Below are 22,497 nucleotides of genomic sequence, written 5' to 3' on the forward strand. Positions count from 1 at the left end.
AATATTAAAACATTATTATGAAGATCCACGTATATGCCACACTGAAAGATTACTTCTCATCGGAGTTCGAGCTGGCAACCGTCGCGCATAATACGGATGAGCTTAAACGCCACCTGGTGCAGCTGAATGACCAGGCGGAGCTGCTCCTGAACAGCTGCCGTTTTGCCGTAGAGGAAGGTTTCATAGACAACGATTATAAATTGAAGGAAAATGATACGGTCATCATCATCCCTCCCGCCAGTGGAGGTTAGCCAGTCTTCTTCGGAGGCTATCCAGCCTCCTTTGGAGGTTTTTCAGGTTATCTCCGCTGCGCCACTGGACATGGTGGAGCTGCTTCGTCGCGCCCATCACCCGGCGGCAGGGGCCGTCGTCCTGTTCAGCGGTGAAGTGCGGGATCATAACAAGGGTAGGGCAGTGGACCACCTGGAGTATGAGGCCTATCAACCCCTGGCCGTCAAAATGATCCATGCCATACTCGCGGAGGCCACGGCGAAATGGTCCCTGCAATCGGCCATTGCACAACACCGGGTAGGGAGACTGGCCATCGGTGAATCGGCTGTAGTGGTGATCACTGCCGCTGCCCACCGGCGGGAGGCGTATGAGGCCAACCGGCATATCATCGACAGGATCAAGCATGAGGTGCCTATCTGGAAATGCGAATATTTCCACGACGGCTCTCATCAATGGGGGAATAACTGTAATTGCTAATGCAACTGAAACCGAACATCACCATCGAATATTGCCCCAAATGCGGATGGCTGCTCCGTGCCGCTTATATGGCCCAGGAGCTGTTGACCACGTTCACGGAAGAGCTGCGTGCAGTAAGCCTCCAGCCTTCGGACCGCGCCGGCTCCTTTGTCATTTATGTTGAAGGAGAGGTGCTTTTTGACAGGAAAAGAGAAGGCCGGTTCCCTGAGATTAAAGAACTGAAACAATTGGTGCGGGATAAGGCCTGCCCGGAAAAAAGCCTGGGACATTCCGATAGATCACATGGATAGGCTCATGGGTGTCATACTATGCGGCGGCAACAGCAGTCGTATGGGCCGCGACAAAGGGCTTATGCTCAGGGAGGGTGTTCCCTGGGCACGTCATATGGCGGACAAGCTGTCTCCCTTCCATCTTCCCGTCGTCTTTTCCATTAATGCTTCCCAGGTGGACGCTTATTCGGCTTTTGTCCCGGCCGCGGCGCTGGTGACGGATAATGTGCCTGTCTCCGGTCCGCTGAAAGGCCTGCTCAGCGTACATGAGCAATTCCCTGGTACAGACCTGCTCCTGCTTGCCTGCGATATGCTGGACGTGGATGGACCCACTATTGGTCATCTCATTGCCTCCTACGGCGCCGGAGGCTACGAATTTTACGCTTACCAGGAAAGCACTTTCTTCCAACCCCTCTGCGCCATCTTCACTGCTGCCGCCCTGGAACGCGGAACGCAGGAGCCCAGCCTGCAAATGCTGCTCAGGCACGGGAAAACAAGAAGCCTCGCCGTTTTGAGGAGCGAGGCTTTCCGGAACTACAATTCGTTGTAAACTATTTCAGCTTCTTTTGTAAATTCTGGTCTATTGCGTCCAGGAACTCCTCCGTGTAGAGGAAATGCTTGCCATGTTCGACCTTATTACCGTGTACGCATACTGCCAGGTCCTTCGTCATCGCGCCGCTCTCTACGGTCTCGATACACACCGCTTCCAGCGCATCCGCAAAGTTGATCAGGTCCTGGTTGCCATCCAGCTTGCCACGGAAGGCCAATCCCCTTGTCCAGGCGAAAATGGAAGCGATAGGATTGGTAGAAGTGGGTTTGCCGGCCTGGTGATCCCGGTAGTGACGGGTCACAGTGCCATGGGCTGCTTCCGCCTCCATGATCTTGCCGTCAGGCGTGATGAGCACAGAGGTCATGAGGCCCAGCGAGCCGAAGCCCTGGGCAACGGAGTCGCTTTGTACATCCCCATCATAGTTCTTACAGGCCCATACGAAATTCCCGTTCCATTTGAGGGCGCTGGCTACCATGTCATCGATGAGACGATGCTCATAAACAATGCCGGCTTCCTTGAAGGATTGGATAAACTCCTTTTCATAGATATCCTGGAAGATATCCTTAAAGCGGCCGTCATATTTCTTCAGGATGGTATTTTTGGTGGAGAGGTACAAGGGCCATTTCTTACTCAGCGCCATATTGAAACAGCTGCGGGCAAAACCCCTGATCGACTCGTCCGTATTATACATGCTCAGCGCGACGCCGTCCCCTTTGAAATTGAAGACTTCAAATGTCTGGGGAGCGCTGCCGTCTTCCGGCGTAAAGGTCATTGTCAGCTTGCCCTTGCCCTTGATCACTGTGTCGGTGGCGCGGTATTGATCACCGAACGCGTGACGTCCCACGATGATAGGGGCCGTCCAGTTGGTCACCAGCCGGGGAACGTTCTTCATTACGATGGGCTCGCGGAACACGGTGCCGTCCAGGATGTTCCTGATAGTTCCGTTGGGGCTTTTCCACATTTGCTTCAGGGAAAATTCTTTGACGCGCGCCTCATCGGGCGTAATGGTGGCGCATTTGATACCTACGCCGTATTTTTTGATGGCCTCTGCGGCATCGATGGTCACCTGGTCATTTGTCTGGTCACGATATTCCACACCGAGGTCAAAATATTTGATATCCACGTCCAGGTAGGGCAGAATTAATTTGTCCTTAATGAACTTCCAGATAATACGGGTCATTTCATCCCCATCTAACTCCACCACAGGGTTTGCAACTTTGATTTTTTTGGCCATATTTCTACTTATTTTATATACAAAAGAGAGCAAACCTACAAGAATTGAGTCAAAATGAGCCATCGTGATCGTGTTTTTTTTGAAATTTAACCCTGCCCGGACCTGTACCAGCGGTGCGTGATTCGCGTATTTCTACCCACGCCCGGACCCATGGTTTTTTTGTATGTTTGCTTCTCATATCTTTTTCGGATGTTAGATACATTAAGACAATATATTTCGGGCTTTGTATCGCTGACTAGTGAGGAGTTTGCCTTGCTTGCCGATACGCTGGTGATCCGGAATTTCGATAAGAAAGAGCTGTTGATCAACGCCGGGGAAGTGGAGAATTATCTCAATTTCATCGTGAAAGGGCTTGCCCGAAAATATTTCTACAAAGGTAAAACAGAGGTCATTACCCAGATCGCAAGGGAAGGGGAGCTTGTCAACTCTTCGGCATCCTTTTTATCCGGAACGCCGTCCCCTTATATAGTAGAGACCCTGGAGCCATCCACCTTTCTTTCCATCACCCGGCAGCAGTTGGAAAAGCTGTATGAGCATAGCCCGCGGATCGAAAGGCTGGGACGCATTGCCATTACCCATCTGTTCCTGCAACGGGAAGAATGGGAGCATGAATGCCTGCGATTGGACACCAGGGAAAGGTTCCTGCATTTTGTACAAAACAACGCGGACCTGATGCGGCGGGTCCCGCAAAAGTTCCTGGCATCCTATCTCAACATGAAGCCAGAGACATTTAGCCGCCTGAAGCATTTGCGGCCGCGGACCGCAGCGCTTGAAAAAAAATTTGACTGACATAGATGGGCAAACAGAAGTCCTCTTATAAGACAGCCCTGGATGGATTACATCATTACCTCTCCAGTTACCTTCCCCTTTCCAAGGCGGAATTCCAGCTCATGCTGCCCTATATCGAGATCCGCGAATACGACAAAAAAGTGAGGGTCACCAGGGAAGGGGAGATAGAACGTTATTTCAACATCATTGCCCGGGGACTGGTCCGTAAATACCTGCCGGTGAAGGGTGGGGAACAGACTATCCAGCTGGCGGTGGAAGGTCATATCATCCATTCGGAGCTTTCTTTTTTTTATCGGACCCCTTCCAATGCTGTTGTGGAGACCATTGAACCCACGGTCTTCCTTTCCATCAGTTATGACAGCCTGGAACAGCTGTATGACCAGTTTCCCAGGATCGAGCGGTTGGGCAGGCTGATCGTGACGGACCTCTTCGTCAAAAAGGACCTTCACTTTTTCGACCAGCTACGAAAGAGCACCAGGGAACGGTTCCTGGATTATATAAAAACCCATTCTCATATGTTGCAACGTGTGCCTCAGAAACACCTTGCCAGCTATCTCAATATCAAGCCAGAGACCTTCAGCAGGCTGAAACATTTGATGCGCCCGAAGAAATAGCTGCAAGCTGCAAGCTGTGAGCTACTAGCTGTGAGCCTGGTTTTAATAAGTCCTGCTTGAGGCTTGTCGCTTGCAGCTTGTAGCTGATCAAAGGTTCACAATAAGCACGGGGATCTTCAAGGCGTGCCTGACAGCATCCACCGTTTCTCCATAGATGAAGTCCTGGAGGCCGCGATGACCATGGGCGCCGATCACCAGCATGTCGGCCTTTTGCTCTTTTACGATGCGTGCGATCTCCCGGCTGCGATGCCGGAATCCCAGGCTTGTCCGGCTATGATAGCCTTTCTGTATCAGCACTTCCCGGTAGTGATCCAGCCGTTCCTGGTCCTTTCTTGTCTCCAGATCATCGCTTTCCTTTCCCAGCATGCGGGCTGAAGCGCTTTCCACCACGTGGATCAGCAGATATTCGCAGTCCTTTCCTCCCTGGGCGAGGGCATACGCCAGGAGCTTTTCATCGTGGGCGCTGAAGTCCAATGCAATGGCGATATACCGGAAGGCAGGAGGGATCCAGTCCGTCAGGGGGCCGGACTGAGGGTGCGGCAGTGCGGGCGCTTTTCGCGGCTGGCGCGTTAACCAGGGATGGAAAAAGACGTATGCCAGTAATAGCGCCGCCACAATGCTGCCGGCTATGATACCGGCTTTTGAAAGCAGGTGTCCCGCCTCGGCAAAGAGGGGACTGGCCTCTTCCACCACCAGCTTGACATTGAGATACACCAGAACGGATGCTACCATCCAGGCGAGGGTTTTGATAACTGGGCTGATGACGAAATTTCCCATGGTGCCCTTATCGCTGACGAAATGGATGAGGGGGATAATGGCGAATCCCAGCTGTATGCTGAGGATGACCTGGCTGAATACCAACAAGCTGTCCACGGCCTCTTCCCCCATCACCAGGATGACGGCAACGGCGGGTATAATGGCCAGCAACCGGGTCAGCAGGCGTCTGAGCCAGGGATTGATCCGCAGCTGCAAATAGCCCTCCATCACGATCTGTCCTGCCAGGGTGCCCGTAATGGTAGAACTCTGCCCGGCGGCAATGAGCGCAATGGCAAACAGTTTGGGAGCAATGTCGGTCCCCAGCATCGGCAGAAGGCGATAGGCTTCTTTAATGGATGCTACATCCGTCTTGCCTGTTTTAAAAAAAACGGTGGCTGCCAATATCAGTATGGCTGCGTTGACGAAAAAAGCCAGGTTGAGGGCGATTGCGCTGTCTAAGAAATTGATTTTTAGTGCCTTCCGTACGTGCTCTTCCCCGGGTTGTATCTTGCGCGTCTGAACAAGGGCCGAATGGAGGTAGAGATTATGAGGCATTACCGTAGCCCCGATGATACCGATGGCGATGTACAGTGCCTCTTTCCCCCGCAGGGTGGGGACAAAGCCGGTAGCGATCTCCTTCAGGGCGGGTTTGGCCAGCAGGATCTCCACGAGAAAAGAAAGCCCCACCACACTTATTAGTCCAATGATAAATGCTTCCATCCTTCGCATCCCCAGTTTTTGCAGGAACAGCAGGAGGAAAGTGTCCAGGACGGTAATGCTGACGCCGTATACCAGCGGAAGGCCCGTCAGCAGTTGGATACCGATGGCCATACCCAGCACTTCCGCCAGATCGCAGGCAGCAATAGCGATCTCTGCCAGGACATAGAGGGCAATATTGACATACCCCGGATAAACTTCCCGGTTGGCCTGGGCCAGGTCCCTTCCCCTGACGATGCCAAGCCGGGCCGACAGGTTCTGTAACAGGATGGCCATTCCATTGCTCATCAGCAGGACCCAGATCAGGGAATAGCCAAACTTGCTTCCCCCCGCCAGGTCGGTAGCCCAGTTGCCGGGATCCATATATCCCACGCTCACCAGGTAAGCCGGGCCGAAGAAAACAAATATTTGCCTCCACCAGGGGCCTTTCGCCGTAGTATCTACGCTGCCGTGTACCTCGCTGAGACTAACATCTTTGGAAAATCTATTCATCATCTTTTACCAGGACATTTTTGGCTACCTGGGCGCTGAGCGTCACCGGCGGCCGATTGCGTATTTTCACTTCGAGTGAATTGTCAAAAGGGAACTTCTTGCGTATTTCCAGCCTGGTGCCCAGCTGGATATGTTTGTGCTGGAGCAGCTCCAGCATCTCTGTCGTCTGGCTGGAAATAGCAGACACTTGTGCAGGCTTGTTCAGGGGAAGCTCCGACAGACTGATCTGCCGCCTTTGAAGAAACCGGCCCTGGCTGTCGGGAATAGGATCCCCATGCGGATCGGTGTCGGGAAAACCTAAAAAAGCATCCAGGCGATCTACCAGCTTCTTGCTGCTGATGTGCTCCAGCTCTTCTGCGATCTCATGCACTTCGTCCCAGCCGAACTGCAATTTCTTTACCAGGAAATACTCCCATAGACGGTGTTTGCGGATCACCTGAATGGCGGCTTTTTTCCCTTCGTTGTTGAGCCGGAAGCCTTTGTATCGCTCATACAGCAGCAGCTTCTGGTCCTTCAGCTTCTTCAGCATGTCCGTGACCGAGGCGGGACGGGTCTGTAAAGCCGCAGCCAACGCATTGGTGGTGACGATCCCCTGCTCAAGCTGCAGGTGAAAGATGGCTTTCAGATGGTTTTCCTTGCTGGCTGAAAATTTCATGTTTAATTAGGTCTAAATTTAAATTTAGACAAATCTAAAATTAAAAAATGATAAATAACAGGAAAAATAGCGCCTTGTTGCCGCGAATGTTTATTTTTAACACCGGTAGTATTTCAAAGATGTTAGTATGAACAAATTCTTGTTGCTGGTCGTGCTGGCTGCCCTGATCTTCTCCTGTAAGAGCAAAAAAACCTCCCTTGCCGGGGATGACGAAAAAGTAGATGGGCACGATTTTGTAGAATTCTTCCAACCCCTGAAACTGCCCTACCAGGTGACGGATACCATCCTGCGCCGGAAAGAGGCGGAAGGTTCCATCATCAGCTATAAAGTATTTACACAGCTTGTCCCGGACACCGTGCTGACAAAGCTCTTCGGGAAAGAGCTGAAGCCGAGACTATATGCCATCGGCAAGATCAACGTCCCCAAAAGCGAGACATACCTTTTTGTCAAAGCGTCCACAGCGTCCCGGAAAGCGTTGTATATCGTTTGCTTTACCCGGCAGAACAAATTTGCAGCGGCGCGGCCCGTCCTCTATTCCGACAATGAATCCGCGGGCAGCGGCATCGTCGTCATGGACGCCAAATATACCCTTACCCTTACCCATCAGCGGAAAGCATCTGATGGACAGAATTATTATAAAAGGGATGCCTATATCTTCAATGAAGAGACCGGGTTTGTGCTGATCCTGACCGAATCGAATGAAACAAAAACAAAGATCCCCCCCATCTATAACCCCATCGATACGCTTCCACATAAACATAAATTCACGGGAGACTATATACAGGACAAAAGGAATATCATCTCAGTCCGAGACGGCAAGGATCCTTCCCGTATCCTCTTTTTCATTCACTTCGAAAAAGCCGAAGGCACCTGCAAGGGCGAGCTGAAAGGCGAAGCCAGATTCATATCCGCCAATACGGCCCGTTTCCGGTCCGGCGGAGACCCCTGCACGGTGGATCTCACCTTCAACCCCTCCGGAGTCTCCATGAAGGAGGTGGAAGGATGCGGCAACCACCGGGATATTAAATGTTCTTTTGAAGGTTATTTCGACCGCCGCGCAGCGCCTAAACCCAAGCCACCGAAGAAAAAAGGATGATACGGTCAGATGGGCAACTTATCCGGACAATTCAATTCATGATTATCCGTTATATTGCGTACTTAATACATGCCTGAAACATGACTAAAATAATATGGAATTGCTATGAGTTTTAAAAATTTTACTGTTCCCTATACGATAGACGAGCGCTATTCAAAGAAAGTGGCTTATTTTTCTATGGAATTCGCGGTGCATCAGCCACTAAAGATCTACAGCGGCGGCCTGGGTTTCCTGGCCGGCTCACATCTCCGCAGCGCTTACGAGCTGAGGCAGAATATGATTAACATCGGCATTTTGTGGAAATACGGATACTATGACCAGGCGCGCAACCAGGATCAGACCCTGCAAGTGACCTGGATGGAGAAACAATACAGCTTCCTGGAGGATACAGGTATAAAATACCAGGTCATTATCCATGAGCATCCCGTTTGGGTGAAGGTGTTTTACCTCAACCCGGAGACGTTTAAAAGCGCTCCTTTGTTTTTGCTGAGCACCGATCTTCCGGAAAATGATTATGTCTCGCAGACCATTACGCATCGCCTCTATGACGCCAACGTGGCGACCAAAGTGGCGCAGTTCATTTTATTGGGAGTAGGGGGGGCGCAGCTGGTGGATGAACTGGGGTTCAATCCGGACCTCTACCATTTCAACGAAGCCCATGCCATCAGCGCTGCCTTCCATCTGTATAAGAAATACAACCATGACATCGCTGAAGTAAAGAAGAGGCTCGTATTCACTACCCACACGCCTGAGGAAGCCGGCAACGAAAAGCACGATATTTACCTTTGTCACAAGATGAGCTACTTCTGCGGTCTCAGCGTCGACGAGGTCCGTAAGCTGACAGGCATCGAGGACGATGCCTTCAATCATTCCCTCGTAGCGCTGCGATTTGCCCATCTGGCTAATGGCGTATCCAAACTGCACGGAGACGTATCCAGGGCCATGTGGAGCAAGTACACCAATATATGTCCCATCATCTCGATCACCAACGCGCAGAACTGGCGCTATTGGGCCGACAAGGAGCTGTACCGGAAAATGGAAGAAGGCAATGACTATTGGTGGGACGACCGCAAACGATACATGAAAAAAAGGGCCTTCGAGCTCGTCGCCGATCAGACGGGTAAGATCTTCGATCCGAATGTGTTCACTATTGTCTGGGCCCGTCGTTTTGCAGGCTATAAAAGGGCCGGGTTCCTCACCCGTGATATGGATCGCTTTAACAAGCTGATCAGCGACACCCGATATCCCGTCCAGATCATCTGGGCGGGCAAACCCTATCCCATGGACTATCCCGCCATCAATGAATTCAATCATCTCGTGCACCTCAGCAAGGGATATAAGAATGTGGCAGTAGTCATCGGATATGAGCTGTCTTTATCCAAGCGGCTCAAGCAGGCTGCCGACTGCTGGCTGAATAATCCCCGCGTACCGCGTGAAGCGTCCGGCACCAGCGGCATGACAGCCGCTATGAACGGGGCCGTCAATTTTTCCACCGACGATGGATGGATACCTGAATTCATCAATCATGGCAACAATGGCTTTGTCGTACCGAAAGGGGATTATGCCAATATGCACGTGGAACAGCAGGACGATTATGACTATAATAAGCTCTACGAGATCCTGCAGCAACAGATGCTTCCATTGTATTATGATAATTATGACACCTGGCGCCAGATCGCAAAGAATGGAATGAGGGATGTTCGCTACCAGTTTGACGCGGGCAGGATGGCAGCCGAGTATTACGATCTGTTGTACAAATAGATATAGTAACCGTAGACAAACCAAAAGAATAAGGAAAATTTATGTAATCAGGCGGATCCCTGCATCTGGTGTACAAATCAATCGTATGCATCGTGTATCCGCCTTACTGTTTGGCCTGGCCATATCTATCGGCCCGGCCTATGCTTCCGAAGGAAAGGAAATAGTCCCTTCCTCGCTGAAATCCGCTACCATTTACCGCAATGGTGCGGAGCTTATCCATACCGCCAGCGCTACCCTTCCACAGGGCAGCAGCGAGCTCATCATCGGCGATATCAGCAGCTCGATCGACGTCGCCAGTCTGCGCGTCAGCTGTACGGGCAGTGTAACGATCATGTCCGTGGCCTTTTCCACTGAATACCTGAAACCGGAATCCTCCAGCCCTTTCGTCAAACGGCTTCGCGACTCCGCAGAAACTATAAAGAAGGAGCTTGCCAGACTGGATGTGCTGATCCGGAGCGACAATGCACTGCTGGATGTGCTGACGGCCAATAAGAGCATCACGGGTTCCAATGGTCTCTCCGTAGCGGAGCTGTCAAAAATGGTGGATTATTATAAGCAAAAGACCATCGAGCTGAATACAGAGATAAATGGTTACGGTGAAAAAAGTGATAAATGTAAGCAGTTGATCGGAAGGCTGGAAAATCAGATCAAAGAAGAAGAAAAAAAGAATGGCAAAACGGGAGGGCGCCTCACGCTGCTGTTGCAGAGTCCGGTATCAGGCGTTGTCGACTTCACCGTCAGCTATTTGACCACCGCCGCCTCCTGGACGCCCTTCTACGACCTGAAAGTGGACAATGTCAACGAGCCTATCCGCATCCTGTACAAAGCCAGGCTGGCGCAAACTACTGGACTGGACTGGAAAAAAATAAAGCTGACCCTATCGACCTCTCAACCCGGACAGGGGGGCAATGCGCCCATTCTAAAGACGTGGTTCCTGCAATTTGTCGACCCTTTCCGTATCCGCGGAGCAGGCGCTTACTATCTTAATAACCATTCCACTGGTGCCGCCAACGGCAGCCTGAACGAAGTAGTCGTAACAGGTTATGCCAAAGAAAAGGTGGAAGAAGATCAAAAGGAGCGCACAGCGCCCTTGTACATCGTCAACGGCAGTCCTGTCGACGCTGCCGCTTATAAAAATATCGATCCCCGGGCCATCAAGAAGATCGATGTGCTGAAAGGGGCTGAAGCCACCGCCATTTATGGGTCGCGCGCGGCTGAGGGAGCCATGATCATAACATTGAAAGAAGAGCTGGGGGACTACGTTTCCGTCAGCGATAACCAGATGGATGTCACATTCGATATCGATCTGCCCTACGATGTTCCTGCCAATGGAAAGGAGCAGGGAGTGGTGCTGAAAGAATATAAGGTTCCCTGCTTCTATCAGTATTATTCGGCTCCCAGGGTGGATAAGGAAGCTTATCTACTAGGGGGTATCTCAGGATGGGAAAAGCTCAACCTGTTGCCCGGCGATGCCAATATCATCGTGGAAGGAGCCAATATAGGCAAATCCTTCATAGATCCCAGTTCTACGCAGGACACGCTGAACCTCACGCTGGGCCGGGACAAAAGAGTAGTGGTGAAAAAAGAAAAGCTGGTGAACTACAGCAGCGTGAAATTTCTTGGCAGCAATAAAAAACAGATCTTCACTTACGAGCTTACGGTACGAAACAATAAAAAAGAAAAGGTGCAGATGTTGCTGAAGGACCAATACCCCATCAGCTCCAGTAAGGACATCGAAGAAGAGCTGATCGAAAGCGGCGGAGCGGCGGTGAACAGAGAGACCGGCGTGCTTACCTGGCAGATGGACCTGGCCCCGGGCGAGACAAAAAAATTTCGTGTCAGCTACAGTATCAAATATCCGAAGGAAAAAACAGTAAATATCAATTGAAAAAAAACCGGGCATTTCAAATGCCCGGTTTTTTTTTATTTATTTAACTATGTCCAGCAGCTCCACGTCGAAGATCAAGGTAGAACCGGGCGCGATCAATTGACCGGCCTGCTGATCTCCATACGCCAGGTTGGATGGAATAAAAAGCTTCCATTTGCTGCCCACCGGCATCAGCTGCAATGCTTCTGTCCAGCCGGGTATGACGCCGTTCACCGACAGCTCGATAGGCTGACCTCTGTCGACAGAGCTATCGAACACCCGTCCGTCGATCAGGGTACCATGATAATGGACCTTTACTTTGTCGGTAGGACCGGGCTTGGGGCCGGTGCCCTCTTTCAGGACGGTGTATTGCAGTCCGCTGGGCAGCGTGACGACACCGGGCTTGGTCTTATTGGCGGCCAGGAACTCTTCGCCGATCTTCTTGGTGCCGGCTGACTTTTCAGCCTTGGCCTTTTGCATATAATTTACGATGGTAGTATTACACTGCTGTTCGTCCATCAACGGCTTGACTTTCTTATTCACGTCATTAATGGCCTTTACAACCAGGGATGTGTTGATATTGGTGATGTTCTGCTGCTTGTAGAAATTTGCCACGCTGATCCCGATGGCATAGCTAAGGGAGTCCTGCGTCGTCCTGAGGCTGGTGGCGGGTGCGGAGGCGGATTTAGCGCCACCTGCATGGGAGGCCGGGACGGATTTCTTCACCGTTGTCTGGGCCATCGCCGGCAGACAAGCGGACAGGGAAAGCATCGAGACAACAAGATTCTTTCTTACGATCATATTTGATTTTTTAAAGATTTGCCAAATTTGTCACGCAAGATAGCGGTTTCTTGGCAAAAAGGGTAGTACCTCACTTCCCGGCCGGGAACAGTCTGCTGTTTAGTTCCCGGACCAGCTCCGCCTTCTCAGGCTCTCCCGAAGTCTGCAATACTTTGGCATAGGAAGTCAGCTCCCCGGGTGAGCTGACCAGCGGCCTCAGTCTTTCTATCAACTCCGGCAGATGGGCTTTCACCTTCCCCAGCTGTCCCCGGCGGAATACATCCGCCAGTAGTGCCCCTCCCTGGTAGTGGGGCGTATAGGGCGCTCCCGATACAATGGATAGCAGGTCCTTTTCCAGGGAAACCACTGGTGACTCTACGATCCTGCCTATCTCCCGACCCTTGTCCAGAACGATGAAATCGGGTACCCTGAAGATATTGAGCCCCTTCTCCTCATGGTTGGGACTCTGTTTGTACAAACTATCCGAATTGCTGACCGTCACGATGTCCACGGCAGACGACGCTATACCACAACAGTCGAGCAGCTTGAACAAACGGGGTACTTCCCTTCTGCTGTCGCCGCACCAGGTACCCAAAAAGACGATCAGATGTTTGCCCGCCAGTCCTGCCCGGAGCCTTGCTGCTGTTATCGAGTCGATGGGGTAGGCATCGTAGCTTTTCATGAACCAATCTCTATACGGCGGCTGTTCCAATCTTTCCCGCGAGGTCTTACCTAATAATTGGGGATTCCCATGCGCGTCATTTACTTCGAGGTTGGCGAATGCCGGTCCCTGGGGGGACAGCTGATGATGGCAGGAGATGCACAGAAGGGTATAAATAAATAAGGCTATATATGAAAATGAAGGCTTCATAATTAATGAGTTTTTAATAAATAGGCGCGCATAGGCGCAGGCACAGGAAGCCTCGCCCAAACCGCGAAAATTGTTGTAGTCACGTCAAATAAATAAGGGAAAGAAGACGTTTCCCCGGGGAGGTTGGAAGATGGCTCCGGTATGCCCGGCAACGACCAGGTATGATTTGTCTGCGCTGCCTGGAAGGAGCAGGCCGATGGCGTCGTCGGGAGACGGCGATGCAAGGGCCATGAAAATTTCCTCAGGCCTTGGCTTGAAAACGGAATTTTCCGTGCTGTGCTGTTTGTTCGTTGTGCTCGCTTCGGGGACCTGTTTCTGGCAATCGCAAGCCAGGGCGGGCGAAGTGGACAAAGGAGTGATGCGGCAGGATTGATACTGCAGGATCCTGCCGTAAAGGAGCAGCAGCCAGGATAAGAGCGTCAATATGGAAAAGGTCGTCCTCAGGCACTCTAATATAACATTACTTTACCAATTTGTTGCGCTATTTTTAACCGTTAGAAATTAGAAATTTGAAAAATATCCATTATGAAGAAAATTACCTCCGTTGTTTTGTTATCCCTTTGTTCTTTTCTTATGGCAGATGCGCAGGGCCTGCTGGGTGGCGCTAAAAATGCATTGAATTCTTTAAAAGGTGGCAAGAGCGGATCTTTAAGCTCGGATGACATCGTAGCCGGCTTGAAAGAAGCTTTGTCACAAGGGGCTAAGAAGAGTGGCGATAAGCTTTCGGCCGTGGATGGATTCTTTAAGGACGCAGCCGTAAAGATCCTTCTTCCTCCCGAAGCAGCGAAAGTGGAAAAAGCTTTACGCAGCGCAGGCTTCGGCAAGCAGGTGGACGATGCCATTCTCAGCCTGAACAGGGCAGCAGAGGACGCCGCAAAATCCGCCGCACCCATATTTTTAAACGCCATTAAGGGCATGAGCGTGCAGGACGGTGTAGGTATCCTGAAAGGACCAGATACCGCCGCAACTTCTTATCTCCGTAAATCCACGACGACACAGCTGACAGCCGCTTTCCGTCCCGTGATCGATACGTCCCTGCAAAAGACGGGCGCGACAAGGTATTGGAAGACGGTGTTTGAAACTTATAATAAGCTTCCCCTGGTGTCGAAAGTAAATCCGGACCTGTCCTCTTATGCCACGGGCAAGGCCATGGACGGCGTGTTCTACTATGTAGCGCAGGAAGAAAAGAATATTCGTAAGAATCCGGCGGCCCAGGTCACAGACCTGCTGAAAAAAGTATTCGGTAAATAATATAGGAAGGAAGACGTAACTTCGCCGCAGGCCCCGGCAGCATCCCTGATGCTCCGGGGCCTGTATCATTGGTGTATGCAACCAGAAAAATTACAGATGTTCCGGAACAGGCTGACGAAGACCTTCCGCCACACTTCCCGGCTGGCGGGACGCCAGTCCGTCTCCTGCTACCGTATCTACGACCACGACCTGCCCGAGTTCCCTTTTTGCATCGAGTTGTATGAGGATAAGGTCTACCTGGCGGAATACCGTCGCCGGCATGGCATGACCGAAGAAGAACATGAAGCCTGGCTGGAGTCCTGTCTGCCGGTGATCAGCGAGATACTAGGCATCCCCGACGAGACCATCTACTGGCGGCAGCGGCAGCGCAAGGCCGGTAGACAGGGACAGTATGAAAAGCTGGCCAGCGAACAGGAATTTTTCGTGGTGAAAGAAGCTGGGCTTTCTTTCAGGGTCAACCTGACGGATTACCTGGACACGGGCCTTTTCCTGGATCACCGGATCACCCGTGGCATGGTGCGGGAAGCGTCGAAGGACAAGAAAATGCTGAACCTTTTCTGCTATACGGGCTCCTTCTCGGTTTACGCGGCCGCGGGAGGCGCCGTTCAGGTGGACTCGGTCGATCTCTCGAAGACCTACCTCGGCTGGGCTGAAGAAAATATGGCCCTTAATAAACCTGGCAGCGGCCAAGGCCCGGTGTGCAATTTCATTCACGCAGATGTTAAACAATGGCTGGATGAAGCGCCTGCCGGGTTTTACGACCTGGTAGTGATGGATCCGCCAACCTTCAGTAACAGTAAAAGGATGAAGGATTTTCTGGACATACAGCGCGATCATCCGGAATTATTGAATAAGACCCTCCATGCCATGAAGCCGGGCGGACTGTTGTTCTTTAGCACGAATTCCCGGAAATTCCAGCTGGAGGCGGAGAAGATCGCCGCTTCATCCATCAAGGACATTACCAACGCTACAACCCCTTTTGACTTTCAGGGCAAATTATTCCGCTGGTGCTATAAGATCACGAAATAGATCAGTTCAACGGTATATCCCTTTTCAGCATGTCGTTACGGTTGGCCATCTCCCAGGCGGTGTAGAACACCAGCCGGGCCCGCCTTTCCATCAGATCATAGTTGATCTTGTCGGGTGTATCCGAGGGACGATGGTAATCCTTGTGGATGCCGTCGAAATAAAAGATGATGGGCACTCCCTTGCGGGCGAAGTTATAATGGTCGCTGCGATAGTAAATGTGCTGCGGGTCGGAGGGGTCATTGAACTTATAATCCAGCTCCAGCTTAATGTGCTTTTTATTCTGGGCCTCGCTGATCTTCTTCAGATCCGAGCTAAGTTTGTCGTCCCCGACCACATATACGTAGTTCGTGGAATCTCCTTTCTTACGATTGGGATCGATGCGCCCGATCATATCGATGTTCAGGTCCACCGTCGTTTGCTCCAGGGGATAAGCCGGATGCTCCGAGTAGTACTCTGATCCCCAGAGGCCTTTTTCTTCCCCGGAATTGGCGAGGAAAAGAATGCTCCGCCGCGGACCTTTACCGTCAGCTTTGGCCTTTGCAAAGGCTTTTGCCAACTGCAGTATACTGACCGTGCCGGATCCGTCGTCATCGGCGCCATAATAGATGACGCTGTCCCGTCTGCCCAGATGATCATAATGGGCGGAGAGCACGACAAACTGATCTTTCAGGTCGCTGCCTTCCAGCAGGCCCAGTACATCGCTGCTGTGTTCGGCGACGATGGTTTTTGCAAAGTCCAGCACCACGTCGGCCTGGTAGGTCCCTGTTTGGATCCTGCCGGATGTGGCGGCCTCGTAATCTTTGCCCATGATGGCCTCCGCGACCTTATCAGAAATAAAGAATGTATTGGGCAGGATGACTTTCTTAAAGCCATTCAGGTAGGGCGAGTTATCGGATGCGCGGAATTTTTGTGGATATCCCTGCCGCACGACCAGTATGGCTGCAGCCCCGTTGTTCAGGGCCGTTTCCTGCCAGTTCATAAGCCCTCTTCTGCCGCCGGAGCCAGGGCGTGCGCCCCCTGGCAGGTCGGTTAGTATCAGCACGATCTTACCCCGGACATCCAGGCCATTGTAATCATTCCTCGTGGAATCGCTGAACCCGGTGCCCACAAACACTACTTCACTGCCATAGATCGTGGCAGTATGATTCACCAGGCTGAAGACGGAAAGGTCCTCGAAATTATGGAATACCTGCCCGTTGACCTCAATGGAGGCTTTTGTAAGTGAATCATGGAAGATGGGATAGTACAATTGATAACCCAGTTTATTCCCAGGCTGTAATCCCAGCGCTTTGAACTGATCCTCTATATAGGCGGCTGCCTTTCGCTGACCTTCCGTGCCCGTCTCCCTGCCTTCGAATTCCTTACTGGCCACCTTGTACAAATGCGTTTTCAGGTCTTCCGCGGTGATGACATTGGCGAAAGGCGAGGGATCAGATATTTCCTGGGCATGTGTAAAATGGGCGCTCAGGAGGGAAAACAATAAAAAGAGGCGGTTCATGGAGCTGGGTAATTTTTAAGACAAATCCAAATATAAAGTATATTCGTCGATAACCTGGCACGTGTGAATGCAGATCATTGGATACTATTGATGTCGTGGGGCCTGTTCGGCCTTTTGCACAGTTGGATGGCCACGCCCCTGTGCAAAAGATATGGCGCCATCCTGCTGGGAGGGCAGGGCAGGTACTACCGGCTAATATATTCGCTTCTTGCGTTACTAAGCCTGGGCGCCGTCCTGGCAGTGCAATTCTCCATCAAGAGCCGCGAGCTTGCTTCCTTTCCTATATTGAAATACCTGGCGGGTCTTGCCATTGGCCTCCCCGGCGTCGTGCTGATGATGGTAAGCATCCGGAAATATTTTGTTAATCTCAGTGGGGTGAAAGTGATCTTTGGCGAAGATAAAGACCCGGTGCTGGAACTGACGGGCATCCACACATATGTACGTCATCCTCTTTACCTGGGGACATTGGCCATGGTCTGGTCCGTGTTCCTCTTTTTTCCTTTGCTGAATAATTTTATAGCCTGCCTGGCCATTACGGTGTATACGCTCATCGGCATACGCCTGGAAGAACGGAAGCTTCTGCGGATCTTTGGCCGGCAGTATGCGGACTATCGTCGCCATACGCCCATGCTGATCCCTAGTTTTCGGCTTCGCTGAGCTCCAGCCAACGCATTTCTTTCTCATCCAGCAGCCGGTCGATCTCGCCAATGCGAAGGGAAAGCTTTTGCAGCTCATCGAAAGGAGTGCCGCCGCTGTTGAGCCTTTCCGTCACCAGCTTTTTTTCTTCCGTCAATTGTGCGATGTCCTTATCCAGGCCCTCCAGCTCTCTTTTTTCTTTGTAGGATAATTTCCTTTTTTCGGTGGCTGCGGCCGGGGCTGGGGCGGCAGGGGGCTGGTCCGAAGAATTGTCGCCATTGTTGCTGGTGATCTCGCGTCCGACAGACGTTGTTCCAAGATCCCGCTCTGCGGCGCGGTATTGCGAATAATTGCCCGGGAAATCCCGGACGACGCCGTTGCCTTCCAGCACCAGCAGATGGTCCACCAGCTTGTCCATAAAATAGCGGTCGTGCGAAACAATGAGCAGGCATCCCTGGAATTCGCTTAAGAAATTTTCCAGCACCCCTAAGGTAGGCAGGTCGAGGTCATTGGTTGGCTCGTCCAGCACCAGGAAGTTAGGATTGCGAAAAAGGATGGACAGCAGATGAAGCCTTCGCTTTTCACCGCCGCTGAGCTTGGAGATATAAGTATATTGTTGTTCGGGCGGAAACAGGAAGAGATTCAGGAACTGCGCTGCGCTGAGCGATCCGCCGTTCGCGAGCGGGAATACTTCCGCAATGTTCTTTACATATTCGATTACCCGCATGTCTTCCTTGATGACGAGTCCTCCCTGCGAATAATTGCCGAAGATCACGGTCTCGCCGATGTTTACTTTGCCACTGTCAGGCTGTTCGATGCCTTGCAGGATATTGATGAAGGTGGATTTGCCTACGCCGTTCTTGCCGACGACGCCCAGGCGTTCCCCCTTTTTGAAGGTGTAATCAAACCCTTTTAGAAGCACTTTTTCGCCAAAGCTTTTATACACTTTCTTCAGCTCGGCGATCTTTCCTCCCAGGCGGTTCATCTTCACCTGCAATTCCACCTGCTGGTCTTCTATGCGTTGTTTGGCCTTGGCCTCCACTACATAAAAATTATCCTGCCGGCTCTTGCTCTTGGTGGTCCGGGCCTTGGGCTGCTTGCGCATCCATTCCAGCTCTTTGCGGTATGTATTACGGGCCTTGTCGATGCTGGCCGCTTCATTTTCCATCCGGGCCGCTTTCTTTTCCAGGTAATTCTCGTAATTACCTTTATAGGTATGCAGGTCGCTGCCGTCTATCTCGTAAATCTCGTTACATACGGCGTCCAGGAAATAGCGGTCATGGGTCACCAGCAACAGGGTGACCTTTTCCTGGTTGAGATAATGTTCCAGCCATTCCACCATTTCCACGTCCAGGTGGTTGGTGGGCTCATCCATGATCAGGAGCACGTGCTTATGCTCGAAGCCGATGTCGATGAGCGTCTTAGCCAGGGCTACCCGCTTGCGCTGTCCCCCGGACAAAGTTCCGGCCAGCTGCTGCAGGTGGTGGATGTTCAGCTTGCCCAATATCTGTTTGACCTTCGTGTCGAAATCCCAGGCATTCAGCTCGTCCAGCTTTACGATGGCGTCCGTCAGCTTGTCCACATCCCCTTCCTCACTGACCTTCTCGTATTCGCGGATGGCATTGATGACAGGATGATTATGATGGAAGATATTGTCCAGGATGGACTTGTCCTCCATGAATACAGGTTCCTGCTCGAACAAAGCCACTGTGACGTCCTTATGCACCCATACGGTGCCGCTGTCGGCCGTCTCATTGCCGGACAATATCTTCAGCAGGGTAGACTTGCCGCTGCCATTGCGTGCTATGATCGCTATTTTATCGCCCTCTTCGATGTGGAAGCTGATATTGCTGAAAAGGGGCTTAACACCGTACGATTTGCTCAAACCTTCGACAGAAACATAATGCATCCCGCAAAGATAAGCTACAAGCGACAAGCTGCAAGCCGCAAGCGGGACTTATTTAGGCCCCAGCGGCTTACAAAAACGCTGCTTGTAGCTTGAAGCTTGTAGCTTGTGACTACGCTTTAATGAATTCCAGCCCAACATGGATACGGACTTCGTCGCTGAGGACAATATTGCCGGCTTCTGTAACGGCGTGAAATTGCAGGCCGAACTCTTTGCGGTTGATCTTTCCGCTGACCGTGATGCCCGCGCGGGTATTGCCCCAGGGATCCTTTATCACGCCGCCGAACTCGGCATCCAGTTTTACCTGCCTGGTAACGTCCCGGATGGTGAGGTCTCCATAAATTTCATAAGATCCGTCGTTATCCACATTTTCATATTTCGTGGCTGTGAACCTGATCTGGGGGAATTTGGCGGTCTCGAAAAAATCAGGGGCTTTCAAATGACCGTCCCGCTGCTCGTTACCGGTGGTAATGGAATTCACGTCGATGGTAAAATTGACCTTGGCTGTCGTAAAATCCTCCTCTTCCGTCTGAACGTCAGCCTCGAACTGCGTGAACTTGCCGCTGACGGTGGAGATCATCATATGCTTTACCTTGAACTCAACTTCTGAATGGGTTGGATCCAGTATCCATTTGGTTGCTGCCATAGTTAATGTTTAAACACTAAGTTAAGGGAAAATTGATAAATCCTGTCCGGGACTGCCCGGACAGGATTGTTAAATTATTATAAACCGAAGGAATAGGCTACTCTCAGCCCCAGGAAATTTGCATAAGAACCCCCGTCGTAAAAGGAGGCGGTGCTTTCCCAACGGAAGCCGATGTCGAGATAGTTCTTCGGAGCCAGCTTCAGCAATGCGCCGATCTGAGGCGCATAGACGAATGCGGTGGATTTGTCCGCCTGCAGGTCGGACTTGTTAGCCAGGAAGGAAACGCCTGCGTCTCCCTGCACATAGAAGATATCTCCCACGGGAAAATACTTCAGACCTGCCCTCACGGGTATCAGCTGCATATTCTTACCGCCCAGCTGCTTGAGTTCGTCCTTGATGAAGAAATTGTTGTACCCTGCGTTCACGGTGACGTACAGGCTCTGTACGATGGGAATGTCTGCCTGCACCGACCCTCCCAGATTCCAGTTGTAGCTGTCTTTAAGACTTCCAATCGGCAGTCCGACCTCGGGTCCTACGCTCAATCTGAATTCCTGTTTTGCGGTTTTGGGGGCCTCCTGCGCTTTCGCCTTTCCGGCGTACGCTAAAAATCCTAAGAATGCTAATGCGGCTAGGCCGAGCTTGTGTTTCGTTTTCATTTTTCTATTGTTTTATGGTTCTAAATACTTATCTGTTCCTGTCTGTTATTCGTCGGTCGTAGTAGTTGGTATAATCAACGATGCCGGCTGGAAAAAGTTCGGTTACCACGAAAAAAATACAGAAATATTTCCCACCTCGTGGCTGTAAAGACCTTTCATCGCCGGCGAAGAAGTATTTTGGGTAAAAGAGATGCTGAAATTTCCTGACGAGACAACTGCCCCATAATTTATTCCATACATCCAATTCCGCAGCGCTCTATAGGGTAGGGGGGCAGTTGATTTGCCCGGGTGGCCATACCGGGTATTGGGATTGCCGGTGAACATGCCGCCTTCCAATAAAGCATTGGTGAAAATGATCTGCGCCTCTGGTTTGAGGATAAGGTATGCCTGCCATTTTTTTCTCCTTCCGCCGTCGGTGCTGCGACCGCCGTATTGACGCATGTAACCCTGGAAATAGGGGTTCATTTTCCCTATCCGGATCAATGGGTAAAATGCCATGCCGTTCATCATCGTTCCGGCGAAGACCTGGGCGCCGCCGATAACTTCCAGGGTATGGCCCGAGGCCGCCAGCTGCTTTTCTGCCGTCATATTGATGTTGAGCAGCAAGTCGTTCCTGAACTGGTGCGCCCACCCCATGGGCCGCTGGTAATGGATCAGCCGGTGAATAAAGGTCTGCGTCTCCGCTGCAAACGAAGCCGGACCAATGACGCCTGCCACCAGTTCCGTCTGCCAGTCGAATTTTTTGTCGGCATTATACGAATAAAGCGTGTGGGTAGCAACAAGGGCGCCCGAATAAGGGTAGTCGTCCGGTTGATAGTCCGGCGTGCTGATATCATTCGGCGTGAACATCAGCTGCATGATACCCCACCCATACACGTCCATGCTGCTGGCGCCTGCTTTCGGCAGAAGCCTGTCAATGGCGTTGCGGGAGGGATGCTGCTTTGTGTAGAACAGATCGATCCGGGTACCATTCGTGTAAGCGTTGTCGGTCCCTGCTCCCCGGGTATTGATAAAATCATTGTCCTCATAAATGCGGAACAAAAAGGTGGGCGCTTCCTGCGCAAGAAGCGCCTCACCTCCTACGCACCCTGCTGATAGCAGCAGGGTGGTCATACAACGTAAAAATTGTTTCATAGCCTGTCATGTTTGATTCTTTAATTGATTGCTGCATCGAAAAAGCCTTTCTATTGTTTATACTATTCCTTTTTTCCCAACTATTGTATATACAACAATTGAGGAAAAAAAATTTACTTTCTGAATTTTTCCAGGAGACCTGCCAATAATATATGTTCCTGGTCCGTCAATTTATTCTCATAGTAACATTGATGACCTTCTTTTAGTTTGGATTCGATTTTATCCAAAAAAGCAAGGCCTTTTGCCGTAATGGAAATGTCTACCCGTCTGCGATTGTTCTCATCGATGTCCCTGGTAACCAGTCCTTTTACCCGCAGCTTTTCCACCAGCCTGGTGGCATTGCTCATTTTGTGGAACATCTGTTCCTGCACATGGCAGAGGTTGCAGGTCTTGCCACATTTTTTTAATATGAACAGGACATTCAACTGCTGTTCGGAGATCCCGAAGGGTTTGACCGTCTCGTTCAGGCGATCGCTTATCCAATACCCGGTTTTCAGGATACCTGTTACGGCCAGTTTCCATGGCGCATCCTGTTCTTCTACCTGTTTGGGCTTTTGCCGGGGCATAATGATGTTTTAACGA

The 22,497-nt window shown here is 51.3% G+C and carries 24 protein-coding genes; 12 read left to right on the forward strand and 12 right to left on the reverse strand.

Annotation, left to right across the window (positions count from 1 at the left end; translation table 11 throughout):
* The first annotated feature begins 17 nt into the window (after nucleotides 1-17).
* Genes Q4E93_RS11610 through mobA form a run of 4 tightly spaced genes read left to right on the forward strand, consistent with a single transcriptional unit; the run spans nucleotide 18 to nucleotide 1,527 of the window.
* On the forward strand, nucleotides 18-251 hold the full coding sequence (locus Q4E93_RS11610) for a MoaD/ThiS family protein (protein WP_303585325.1): 234 nt from the start codon (nucleotides 18-20) through the stop codon (nucleotides 249-251).
* Nucleotides 211-708: a molybdenum cofactor biosynthesis protein MoaE gene (locus Q4E93_RS11615; RefSeq protein ID WP_303585326.1), complete on the forward strand. Its 498-nt coding sequence runs from the start codon at nucleotides 211-213 to the stop codon at nucleotides 706-708. The genes Q4E93_RS11610 and Q4E93_RS11615 overlap by 41 nt, the downstream gene beginning before the upstream one ends.
* Nucleotides 708-998, forward strand: a complete 291-nt coding sequence (locus Q4E93_RS11620) for an Rdx family protein (protein ID WP_303585327.1) — start codon at nucleotides 708-710, stop codon at nucleotides 996-998. Before Q4E93_RS11615 ends, Q4E93_RS11620 begins: the two co-directional genes overlap by 1 nt.
* 4 nt (nucleotides 999-1,002) lie before the next feature.
* Nucleotides 1,003-1,527 (forward strand): molybdenum cofactor guanylyltransferase, encoded by a 525-nt coding sequence (gene mobA / locus Q4E93_RS11625; protein WP_303585328.1) that lies wholly within the window; start codon nucleotides 1,003-1,005, stop codon nucleotides 1,525-1,527.
* A gap of 1 nt (nucleotide 1,528) precedes the next feature.
* On the opposite strand, the gene Q4E93_RS11630 is transcribed toward mobA, so the two are convergent.
* Nucleotides 1,529-2,761, reverse strand: a complete 1,233-nt coding sequence (locus tag Q4E93_RS11630) for an isocitrate dehydrogenase (NADP(+)) (protein ID WP_303585329.1) — start codon at nucleotides 2,759-2,761, stop codon at nucleotides 1,529-1,531.
* 189 nt (nucleotides 2,762-2,950) lie between these two features.
* Here Q4E93_RS11630 and Q4E93_RS11635 point away from each other — a divergent pair, with 189 nt between their 5' ends.
* Together Q4E93_RS11635 and Q4E93_RS11640 are read left to right on the forward strand one after the other, a co-directional pair.
* Nucleotides 2,951-3,550: a Crp/Fnr family transcriptional regulator gene (locus Q4E93_RS11635; RefSeq protein WP_303585330.1), complete on the forward strand. Its 600-nt coding sequence runs from the start codon at nucleotides 2,951-2,953 to the stop codon at nucleotides 3,548-3,550.
* A 5-nt stretch (nucleotides 3,551-3,555) separates the two neighbouring features.
* Nucleotides 3,556-4,164: a Crp/Fnr family transcriptional regulator gene (locus Q4E93_RS11640; RefSeq protein ID WP_303585331.1), complete on the forward strand. Its 609-nt coding sequence runs from the start codon at nucleotides 3,556-3,558 to the stop codon at nucleotides 4,162-4,164.
* An 87-nt stretch (nucleotides 4,165-4,251) separates the two neighbouring features.
* On the opposite strand, the gene Q4E93_RS11645 is transcribed toward Q4E93_RS11640, so the two are convergent.
* Nucleotides 4,252-6,132, reverse strand: a complete 1,881-nt coding sequence (locus tag Q4E93_RS11645; protein WP_303585332.1) for an Nramp family divalent metal transporter — start codon at nucleotides 6,130-6,132, stop codon at nucleotides 4,252-4,254.
* Nucleotides 6,122-6,784 carry a metal-dependent transcriptional regulator gene (locus Q4E93_RS11650; RefSeq protein ID WP_303585333.1) on the reverse strand — a complete coding sequence of 221 codons (663 nt, stop codon included), beginning with the start codon at nucleotides 6,782-6,784 and terminating at the stop codon, nucleotides 6,122-6,124. The genes Q4E93_RS11645 and Q4E93_RS11650 overlap by 11 nt, the downstream gene beginning before the upstream one ends.
* Before the next feature lie 127 nt (nucleotides 6,785-6,911).
* Here Q4E93_RS11650 and Q4E93_RS11655 point away from each other — a divergent pair, with 127 nt between their 5' ends.
* The 3 genes from Q4E93_RS11655 (at nucleotide 6,912) to Q4E93_RS11665 (ending at nucleotide 11,529) form a co-directional block, all read left to right on the forward strand.
* The gene (locus Q4E93_RS11655; protein ID WP_303585334.1) at nucleotides 6,912-7,880 is read left to right on the forward strand and encodes a hypothetical protein; all 969 of its coding nucleotides are present in this window, start codon (nucleotides 6,912-6,914) and stop codon (nucleotides 7,878-7,880) included.
* Nucleotides 7,881-7,985: 105 nt separating this feature from the next.
* The gene (glgP, locus tag Q4E93_RS11660) at nucleotides 7,986-9,641 is read left to right on the forward strand and encodes an alpha-glucan family phosphorylase (protein ID WP_303585335.1); all 1,656 of its coding nucleotides are present in this window, start codon (nucleotides 7,986-7,988) and stop codon (nucleotides 9,639-9,641) included.
* An 85-nt stretch (nucleotides 9,642-9,726) separates the two neighbouring features.
* A complete protein-coding gene (locus Q4E93_RS11665; RefSeq protein WP_303585336.1) occupies nucleotides 9,727-11,529 on the forward strand; it encodes a DUF4139 domain-containing protein in 1,803 nt (600 codons plus the stop codon).
* A 39-nt stretch (nucleotides 11,530-11,568) separates the two neighbouring features.
* Here Q4E93_RS11665 and bamJ read toward each other — a convergent pair whose 3' ends face one another.
* The 3 genes from bamJ to Q4E93_RS11680 form a co-directional block, all read right to left on the reverse strand.
* Nucleotides 11,569-12,309, reverse strand: a complete 741-nt coding sequence (gene bamJ / locus Q4E93_RS11670) for a BamJ family beta-barrel-assembly machinery protein (RefSeq protein WP_368501870.1) — start codon at nucleotides 12,307-12,309, stop codon at nucleotides 11,569-11,571.
* 70 nt (nucleotides 12,310-12,379) lie between these two features.
* The gene (locus Q4E93_RS11675) at nucleotides 12,380-13,159 is read right to left on the reverse strand and encodes a TlpA family protein disulfide reductase (RefSeq protein ID WP_303585338.1); all 780 of its coding nucleotides are present in this window, start codon (nucleotides 13,157-13,159) and stop codon (nucleotides 12,380-12,382) included.
* Nucleotides 13,160-13,243: 84 nt separating this feature from the next.
* A complete protein-coding gene (locus Q4E93_RS11680) occupies nucleotides 13,244-13,582 on the reverse strand; it encodes a hypothetical protein (RefSeq protein ID WP_303585340.1) in 339 nt (112 codons plus the stop codon).
* A 102-nt stretch (nucleotides 13,583-13,684) separates the two neighbouring features.
* Between Q4E93_RS11680 and Q4E93_RS11685 the strand changes: the two genes are divergently transcribed.
* Together Q4E93_RS11685 and Q4E93_RS11690 are read left to right on the forward strand one after the other, a co-directional pair.
* The gene (locus Q4E93_RS11685) at nucleotides 13,685-14,410 is read left to right on the forward strand and encodes a DUF4197 domain-containing protein (RefSeq protein WP_303585342.1); all 726 of its coding nucleotides are present in this window, start codon (nucleotides 13,685-13,687) and stop codon (nucleotides 14,408-14,410) included.
* 75 nt (nucleotides 14,411-14,485) lie between these two features.
* Complete coding sequence (locus tag Q4E93_RS11690) at nucleotides 14,486-15,439, forward strand: class I SAM-dependent methyltransferase (RefSeq protein WP_303585344.1); 954 nt, start codon at nucleotides 14,486-14,488, stop codon at nucleotides 15,437-15,439.
* 1 nt (nucleotide 15,440) lies between these two features.
* On the opposite strand, the gene Q4E93_RS11695 is transcribed toward Q4E93_RS11690, so the two are convergent.
* Nucleotides 15,441-16,937 carry a M28 family peptidase gene (locus tag Q4E93_RS11695; RefSeq protein WP_303585346.1) on the reverse strand — a complete coding sequence of 499 codons (1,497 nt, stop codon included), beginning with the start codon at nucleotides 16,935-16,937 and terminating at the stop codon, nucleotides 15,441-15,443.
* Between the two features lie 63 nt (nucleotides 16,938-17,000).
* Here Q4E93_RS11695 and Q4E93_RS11700 point away from each other — a divergent pair, with 63 nt between their 5' ends.
* Nucleotides 17,001-17,594 (forward strand): methyltransferase family protein, encoded by a 594-nt coding sequence (locus Q4E93_RS11700; RefSeq protein ID WP_303585348.1) that lies wholly within the window; start codon nucleotides 17,001-17,003, stop codon nucleotides 17,592-17,594.
* Here the strand turns inward: Q4E93_RS11700 and Q4E93_RS11705 are convergent.
* From Q4E93_RS11705 to Q4E93_RS11725, 5 genes are all read right to left on the reverse strand, one after another.
* Entirely contained in the window at nucleotides 17,575-19,482 is a 1,908-nt protein-coding gene (locus tag Q4E93_RS11705; RefSeq protein ID WP_303585350.1) for an ABC-F family ATP-binding cassette domain-containing protein, read from the reverse strand. The two genes, Q4E93_RS11700 and Q4E93_RS11705, sit on opposite strands and share 20 nt — an antisense overlap.
* A 109-nt stretch (nucleotides 19,483-19,591) precedes the next feature.
* Nucleotides 19,592-20,125, reverse strand: coding sequence for a YceI family protein (locus Q4E93_RS11710; protein ID WP_303585351.1), 534 nt, complete (start codon nucleotides 20,123-20,125; stop codon nucleotides 19,592-19,594).
* 77 nt (nucleotides 20,126-20,202) lie between these two features.
* Entirely contained in the window at nucleotides 20,203-20,781 is a 579-nt protein-coding gene (locus Q4E93_RS11715) for an outer membrane beta-barrel protein (protein WP_303585352.1), read from the reverse strand.
* A 102-nt stretch (nucleotides 20,782-20,883) separates the two neighbouring features.
* Complete coding sequence (locus tag Q4E93_RS11720) at nucleotides 20,884-21,915, reverse strand: lipid A deacylase LpxR family protein (protein ID WP_303585354.1); 1,032 nt, start codon at nucleotides 21,913-21,915, stop codon at nucleotides 20,884-20,886.
* Nucleotides 21,916-22,028: 113 nt separating this feature from the next.
* Nucleotides 22,029-22,481, reverse strand: a complete 453-nt coding sequence (locus tag Q4E93_RS11725; protein ID WP_303585356.1) for a MarR family winged helix-turn-helix transcriptional regulator — start codon at nucleotides 22,479-22,481, stop codon at nucleotides 22,029-22,031.
* Between the last annotated feature and the right edge of the window lie 16 nt (nucleotides 22,482-22,497).

Origin of the sequence: Flavitalea plasmicola (genome assembly GCF_030546645.1) — a bacterium.
Lineage (GTDB): Bacteria > Bacteroidota > Bacteroidia > Chitinophagales > Chitinophagaceae > Puia.

Coding starts and splice junctions, on each gene's coding strand:
- Q4E93_RS11610 (WP_303585325.1), top strand. CDS start 18: ATGAAGATCCACGTATATGCCACACTGAAAGATTACTTCTCATCGGAG.
- Q4E93_RS11615 (WP_303585326.1), top strand. CDS start 211: ATGATACGGTCATCATCATCCCTCCCGCCAGTGGAGGTTAGCCAGTCT.
- Q4E93_RS11620 (WP_303585327.1), top strand. CDS start 708: ATGCAACTGAAACCGAACATCACCATCGAATATTGCCCCAAATGCGGA.
- mobA (WP_303585328.1), top strand. CDS start 1,003: ATGGGTGTCATACTATGCGGCGGCAACAGCAGTCGTATGGGCCGCGAC.
- Q4E93_RS11630 (WP_303585329.1), bottom strand. CDS start 2,761: ATGGCCAAAAAAATCAAAGTTGCAAACCCTGTGGTGGAGTTAGATGGG.
- Q4E93_RS11635 (WP_303585330.1), top strand. CDS start 2,951: ATGTTAGATACATTAAGACAATATATTTCGGGCTTTGTATCGCTGACT.
- Q4E93_RS11640 (WP_303585331.1), top strand. CDS start 3,556: ATGGGCAAACAGAAGTCCTCTTATAAGACAGCCCTGGATGGATTACAT.
- Q4E93_RS11645 (WP_303585332.1), bottom strand. CDS start 6,132: ATGATGAATAGATTTTCCAAAGATGTTAGTCTCAGCGAGGTACACGGC.
- Q4E93_RS11650 (WP_303585333.1), bottom strand. CDS start 6,784: ATGAAATTTTCAGCCAGCAAGGAAAACCATCTGAAAGCCATCTTTCAC.
- Q4E93_RS11655 (WP_303585334.1), top strand. CDS start 6,912: ATGAACAAATTCTTGTTGCTGGTCGTGCTGGCTGCCCTGATCTTCTCC.
- glgP (WP_303585335.1), top strand. CDS start 7,986: ATGAGTTTTAAAAATTTTACTGTTCCCTATACGATAGACGAGCGCTAT.
- Q4E93_RS11665 (WP_303585336.1), top strand. CDS start 9,727: ATGCATCGTGTATCCGCCTTACTGTTTGGCCTGGCCATATCTATCGGC.
- bamJ (WP_368501870.1), bottom strand. CDS start 12,309: ATGATCGTAAGAAAGAATCTTGTTGTCTCGATGCTTTCCCTGTCCGCT.
- Q4E93_RS11675 (WP_303585338.1), bottom strand. CDS start 13,159: ATGAAGCCTTCATTTTCATATATAGCCTTATTTATTTATACCCTTCTG.
- Q4E93_RS11685 (WP_303585342.1), top strand. CDS start 13,685: ATGAAGAAAATTACCTCCGTTGTTTTGTTATCCCTTTGTTCTTTTCTT.
- Q4E93_RS11690 (WP_303585344.1), top strand. CDS start 14,486: ATGCAACCAGAAAAATTACAGATGTTCCGGAACAGGCTGACGAAGACC.
- Q4E93_RS11695 (WP_303585346.1), bottom strand. CDS start 16,937: ATGAACCGCCTCTTTTTATTGTTTTCCCTCCTGAGCGCCCATTTTACA.
- Q4E93_RS11705 (WP_303585350.1), bottom strand. CDS start 19,482: ATGCATTATGTTTCTGTCGAAGGTTTGAGCAAATCGTACGGTGTTAAG.
- Q4E93_RS11710 (WP_303585351.1), bottom strand. CDS start 20,125: ATGGCAGCAACCAAATGGATACTGGATCCAACCCATTCAGAAGTTGAG.
- Q4E93_RS11715 (WP_303585352.1), bottom strand. CDS start 20,781: ATGAAAACGAAACACAAGCTCGGCCTAGCCGCATTAGCATTCTTAGGA.
- Q4E93_RS11720 (WP_303585354.1), bottom strand. CDS start 21,915: ATGAAACAATTTTTACGTTGTATGACCACCCTGCTGCTATCAGCAGGG.
- Q4E93_RS11725 (WP_303585356.1), bottom strand. CDS start 22,481: ATGCCCCGGCAAAAGCCCAAACAGGTAGAAGAACAGGATGCGCCATGG.